Annotated in this window: 4 protein-coding genes; all 4 read right to left on the bottom strand. The window is 56.7% G+C overall.

Annotated features, from left to right (window positions below; translation table 11 throughout):
* A partial coding sequence (locus AC1DRJ_RS17445) for an AMP-binding protein (RefSeq protein WP_477803250.1) occupies window positions 1-971 on the bottom strand: 971 nt, incomplete at its 3' end.
* A 54-nt stretch (window positions 972-1,025) separates the two neighbouring features.
* Complete coding sequence (locus AC1DRJ_RS17440) at window positions 1,026-3,440, bottom strand: aldehyde dehydrogenase family protein (RefSeq protein WP_477803249.1); 2,415 nt, start codon at window positions 3,438-3,440, stop codon at window positions 1,026-1,028.
* 1 nt (window position 3,441) lies between these two features.
* The gene (locus tag AC1DRJ_RS17435; RefSeq protein WP_477803248.1) at window positions 3,442-4,572 is read right to left on the bottom strand and encodes a LuxE/PaaK family acyltransferase; all 1,131 of its coding nucleotides are present in this window, start codon (window positions 4,570-4,572) and stop codon (window positions 3,442-3,444) included.
* A 21-nt stretch (window positions 4,573-4,593) separates the two neighbouring features.
* Entirely contained in the window at window positions 4,594-5,835 is a 1,242-nt protein-coding gene (locus AC1DRJ_RS17430) for an MFS transporter (protein ID WP_477803247.1), read from the bottom strand.
* Window positions 5,836-6,135 lie beyond the last annotated feature (300 nt).

Raw genomic sequence — 6,135 nt, 5'->3', positions numbered from 1 at the left:
TCGTCGACCAGCAACGACAACGAACCCACCCGCACCCGCTGACTGTGGGCGCTGCGTCCCTTGATCGCGAATTTGCGCATCGGCGTGGCGCTTGGCTCACGCCAGCAAGCGCGGTCGCCCACCGGATAACGCAACAGTGGCATGAGTCGGCGAGTCAGGTTGGTGACAACCAGCAAACCGGTGCGATCACATTCGTCTATGACTTCGCCGGTGAGTTCGTCGACAATTTCCAGCAAGGTGTGTGGTTCAAACGCCCGGTGCTCACCCAAGGCGCAATCACGACTGCTAGCCCCGATCAGGCCGGCATCGACGCTGGCGTAGCCAGCGGAGGCAATGCGCACGTTGGGAAGCACCGCCTTGAGTTTGGCTATTTGCGCGGGGAACAGGCTTTCACCGCCGTACAACAACGTATCGACTCCGCATAGCACCCGCTGATGCTGATGCAGGTAGGCGGCGAATCGCAACAACTGCGCCGGTACGCCGACCAGCACGTTGATCCGGTGCTGATCCACCGCATCGGCTAACACGTCCATGTCGACACTGCCTGTGAACGGGAACTCACAGATGGACTTTTTGACATGCGCCAAAGAGTCATGGATGAACACAAAGCTGGCGTAAAGATCGCCGGAAAAAAACAGATTGGCGACCCGGTCGCCGTCGTTCATTTGAGAAGTAACACTGACGCCGAATGTGCTCACGAGTGTGAGCCATTCATTGGACGTATAGACACTAAGTTTGCCGTGGCTGGTCGATCCGCCGGTTTTAAATACCAGTCCGTCTTCCACTTGCCCTGTGAGCACCGGCCAGTGATTTAAATCGTTACTGTCGGCCCAATAATCAGCCACGTTGGTCAACGGTAGATCTTTTAAAGTTATGCCTTGTGCTGGCAAGTGTTGCAGAAATTTTCGGTAGAAGTTCGAATGTTGCCTTATGTAAGGCACGAGTTGTTCAAGCGAATAAACGGTATTCACAGGCTTCTCTTTTTTATCAGGTATTTCGACGGTTAAAAGGCAAGGTGTAGCGGGTTAGCGGTCTGTTTGTACCCGGTTATCAATCACCAAGGGGGTTTTGCCGCTGTGGGTATTTCTTGTGAAATCCGATTCTGCACACTCGTGAACTTCCACCGTTAAAAAACAATTGTTCACGGCGTTCGCCAATGCTTCATCGGTCAACAGGGATTGGCGAACGTTGCTACTGTCTGAACTGACCAACACCCGCAACCGTTCCAAGCCATTCGGCGCATGGTCCAAAAGCATTTGCATCGGTCTGCCGACACTCTCCTGCAGTGCCAAGGGCGAAATGAATTCCGTGCCGACCCGCAGCAGCTTGCCGTGGCGTTGCAGCAACTCGAATCGCGGCGAGTCGAGTCCGCAAGGGCATGGCCCTGGCACCCATCGACCGGTGTCGCCAACGTCATAGCGGCGCACGTCCTGGCCTTGCCGTGCCCGGGAAGTGAACAGCAAACGACCGATCTCATCGACCTGAACTGGCACATCTTGTTCCATGTTCACGATTTCCAGATGCTGGGTATCGCACATCAAATGAAACACCCCGTTGGCCGTTGCTGCGCAGGCATGCCCAAGAGGGCCGGCGTCCACCGAGCCATAGACCGCCGAGCGAACCTGCCACACGCCACAGTTTTCCATCAGCCGCAGGCTGGCCTCTGCCGGGTGCTCGCCACCGAGGAACACTTTGTTGATGCCGCCGTAAGTGCGAAGACGGTCCTGCTCGTTGAAGAACAGTCGGTGCAGGGTACTCGGCATGCCGATCAGTACGGTGACGCGGTGGTCCGCGATCATTTGGGCTATTTCGCTGAAGTCGTCATCCGGCGGTGCCCCCATCGGGAAATGGGTTACACCCATCTGCTCAAGAACCTTGGTAAAACTGGAAAACCCGCCGTACAAGCTGCCGCCGTAAAACAGGTTCATTACCCGGTCCGTCGAAGGGTCGAGGCCGGCGGCGAACATGCCATCGCCCGCTGCACGCATCTGCCGCTGAAAGTCGCGATAACTGTACCCGGCCAACGCTGGCGTGCCGCTGCTTCCACCCGAACGAAAATACAGTTGTGCCGCAGCACTGATGGGCTGGGTCATGAACGCGTTTTTATCCATGATCGGTTCTTGGTGTGTATCAGGCGCGGCGGGTAGCGCGTCGAGTGTTGCCCGGCCAGTCACCGCATTCGGCGCCAGACTCACCGAGAGGCGGCGACTCAGGCGTGCCAGCGCGTAGACACCGTCATGCGGTTCACCGGCGTAGCCGTCATGAATAAACCCGCAAGGCGCAATGCGCGTGACTCCCGCGTTGACCAGCGCGCGCACCAATTGCGGCGTTTGTGTCGCCGAACAGATCAACGCGCAGCTTTGCAGCACGTTACGCCACGGCAGTAGTGTCTGAGCTATCAGGTGGCGCGGCACGGGTTTGACCAGCAGCGTTCGAAACAGCGGAGACGGTGTAAGCACTTGATGGTGTTCCCAGATGATCCGCCACCCGGCGCCGGTCCAGACGTGGCCGACCTTGTTCGCAAAACAGTGTTCGAGTCGCGCCATGGCGCTGCGCGTGGTGATTTCCGAGGCTTCCTGATCGCTCGGGACCAGCGCCGGCCACTGGTTGGCGCGACGTTTGAACGACTCGGCCAGTCGCTCCCCCAAGTCCTGTAAAACTGTCGGATCGTCGCTGTCGACCAGTAACCATTGCGGGCTGGAGCAGGCTTGTTGATCCAGACTGCAGACCTCATCCACCAATGCATCCAGCGTTGACGCTGTGGCCGCATCCGGTGACAGGTAAGCAAAGCTGATTCTGTGGCCCCAATCGATCCAGCGACACCCGGCCGGGATGTGCTGACGAATGGCTTTAAGCGCCTGTTCGCCGCCCCAGGCCGATACGCCATCGGCATGAGCGCAGAGTTGAGGGATCTGTGCTGTGGTAACTGGCAGCACCGCAATGAAATCGGCCAGCGTGTCGCTGGTGTCGCACTGCACCAAGGCCGCGAGTAATCGCGCGGTCAATCCTTCATCGCTGGAGCTGGGGCGAAGCCAGTTGATGTTGCCAGCCAGCAGGCTTTCAACGACCGCGCAGAACGCCAGCAGCGGCGCATTGCCTGGCGTCACATGCACCACCAGTCCCAGCGGGTGCCAGCTTTCAAAGCGCGCTTGCTGATAGTCGATACGCCGGAGCGAGCGGGGTTGCACGCCCAGTTCTCGCTCAAGTTTTGTACTGAGGCTGCTGCGCTGGCAAAAGTCGATAAGCCCCTGGCGTTGTTCATCTTCGAGGGGAAGTTCGAATGCGTTTGCCTGCAATTGTCCAGCAAATTGCACGGCGGTTTCGATCACGGTATCGCTGTCGATCGGCGCATTCAGCAGCCGTGGCAGTTGTTGGTGCAGCCTTTCAAGGGTTGTCTCAAACGTGACATCGTCGCGCAGTTGGCCATTGATCAAGTACATGTCATGCCCCTTCAATCAATTCGGACGCGGCCATCGCGCAGCTTCGGCTGGCAGTGGTTCCGGCGCGTCCATGCAGTTCAAACCAGTCGGTTGCCAGGCCACACCCGCAGGTGTCGCCGGGGTGTAGCGTCGCCAGGTCACCCATCACCACGGCATGCGCCGGGCTGGAAGAAATGTACGGGGAGACGAACTCCAGCAAGCCACGCTGGCCATAGGGCTGGACGCTGAAGTCAGCGGGATTACGCACGAAAACCTTCGAATAAATCGGCACGTGGAAATGCTGGTGAGCACACTGGACGTAAGGCACGGCGTGTTCCACGGCACCATAGCCATCCCGACAGCGGGACAGCGCGATACCCAGTTGACGGTTGATGCGTTGATACAACTGCGACAAAGGAATTTCCTGTGCCGCCTGGGTTTTCCAGCCGCCTCCGAGAAACACCAAAGACTCGGCCGGCAACTTGAGGTCCGCGAGGCCCGTGTCGTCCATGTGCTGTAACACCTGGGACAGAAACGCTGGGAACCCGAGAATGCGCACGGGCAAACCTTCTTCGGCGAATTCCTGCAAGGCACGCACAACCCCAAACAGGTCGAATGCGTGCCCTTTGCCGGTCAGGCGCAATCCGTAGGCAACTCGGTTGACCGGYGCATAACTGCACAGAAACTGATCGGTGTAGGCGGTCCCCAGGCTAATGGCCGCTTCAGGTTCATAGCTCAGCAGCAAATAGTTGCAGGGACTTTCAGGGGTGTCCCAGCCGTAGTGCCGGAAAATGTGGCTGACCATGCCTTGGGCGGCGGCCATGCTGCGTGTGTCATAGCGCATGCGACTTTTCTGACCGCTGGTGCCGGACGATGTCAGCTCCAGGGCGCCTTCGCCCGAAGGATTCGATAACAAACGGCGTTTGAAATAACTGGCGAAAATCGGCGGCAGTCTTGACCAGTCATCCAGCGACTCCAGCACCCGGGCATCCAGGCCGTTGGCTTGCAGCCAGCGTTCATAGCCCGGCGTGTGTTGTAAATGAAACAGGCTGATTTCGCGCATCGCCCGATCGAACAAGCCGTCGGGTACCGAATTCAGGCAATAGGGTTTTGTTAACGCGCAGAGCGCATCGGTGTGGGGTAAATGGATCATCAAAGGACCTCTGCTCAGGGATCAGACGTTAAGCACAACAGGCTTGTGTCGCAGGAAAAATCGCAAGGGCAACAGGCACAGGAGCCCGCCGATACCCGCCATCAGGGAGAAGGATTCAAGATTATTACCGGCACCGGTTGCCGCGAGAATCGAGCCGCCGCCGCCCATGACAATGATCGAGATCATGCCTATCGTGGCCGAGACCAGTCCTTTGCTGTCGTCGCTTGTAAACAACGCAAGGCGATACAACGCGGCATTGCTCATGCCAAGGCCGACGGCGTAAAGCCCAAGGCATCCGGTCAGCAAAGGTGTCGAAGCGCCGTAGGAACTGAGGGCGACCAAGGCGATAAGCCCACCGCATAACGGCCAAAGCGCGTATCGAATCAGCTGTGGCAGTTCAGTGTTGGCAATCAATCGATTAAGTATCAGATTGCCAACGATCACGGCGGTAAATACCGGGATTTGCCACAGGCCGTACTCAAGCGGGGAAAACCCCAGGTTTTGCATCAGCAACAGCGGCGCCAGCCCGATCCAGGCAATCAATGGCAGGCTCATCACACCCAGCGCGACGGTGGCGCTCAGGAATCGCGGGTTGGTGAGCAACGCGCTGTAACGGCGTACGGTGCTGCGCCATTCAAATGGCACAGCTATCAGGCGATGCCCGTCATGGCGCAACGTACCCACGGTTTCGGGCATGAACATGTAAAGCGCTACCCAGACCACTACGCCTGCGGTACCCAGCAGTAAAAACATCTCCCGCCAGGTCAGCCACTCCAGCAGCAAGCTGCCCAACAATGGCCCAAGCAAGGGAGAAAGCAGTGCGACGTTGCCCAGTAGCGCCGTGATTTTTACTGCGTCAGCTTCGCAGAACACTTCTTGCAACGCCGGATAGCTGACGGCGATTACAAACCCCAGTCCCATGCCCTGAATCAGGCGTAATCCATTGAATGCATAAATGTTTTGCACACTGAACGCCGCGCTACAGGCCACGGCGAATACCGCACATCCGATGAGTAAAATCCTGCGCCGGCCCAAGTGATCGGAAAGTGGCCCGATAAGCCACTGTAAAAGAACTCCTCCCGCCAGATACAAATTAAAGGYATAAGGAACATGCCGCGCGCTGGCGTTAAATTCATGAGTGACCGTCAACATCGCCGGCATGATCATGTCGCTGGCCATGTAAGTCAGTAGTTCGAATAATGTTATTGCGAAGCAAAAGCCAAACAAATGATACGGGCTTATTTTTATCAAAGGCCGGTCCATGGTTTTCCTTTTTTTTGCTGCGAGTTCAGTGACGGGTTTTTATTTCCTGATAAGAGTATCCATCGAGAACAGGAGGTTCTAATTAACGATTGATACTTTAAATTTCAATGGGTTGCGAAGTATTACGTTGTGTGGCGCATGCCTCGGGAATCAGGAGTCCATATAAACAAAGCCCGCTACAGGGCGGGCACTATCCATGATGGTTGTCGGATTTGTCCTACTCATTAAAGTAAATAATATCCAGCCTTTACTTAATAAAAAGTTATGAGTGCTCGTAATAGCTCAAAAGGAGAATACGAC

This window comes from Pseudomonas sp. P5_B2, assembly GCF_056400445.1.
Note: the sequence above shows the minus strand (reverse complement) of the source record. Positions and strands in the feature narration are given on the sequence as shown.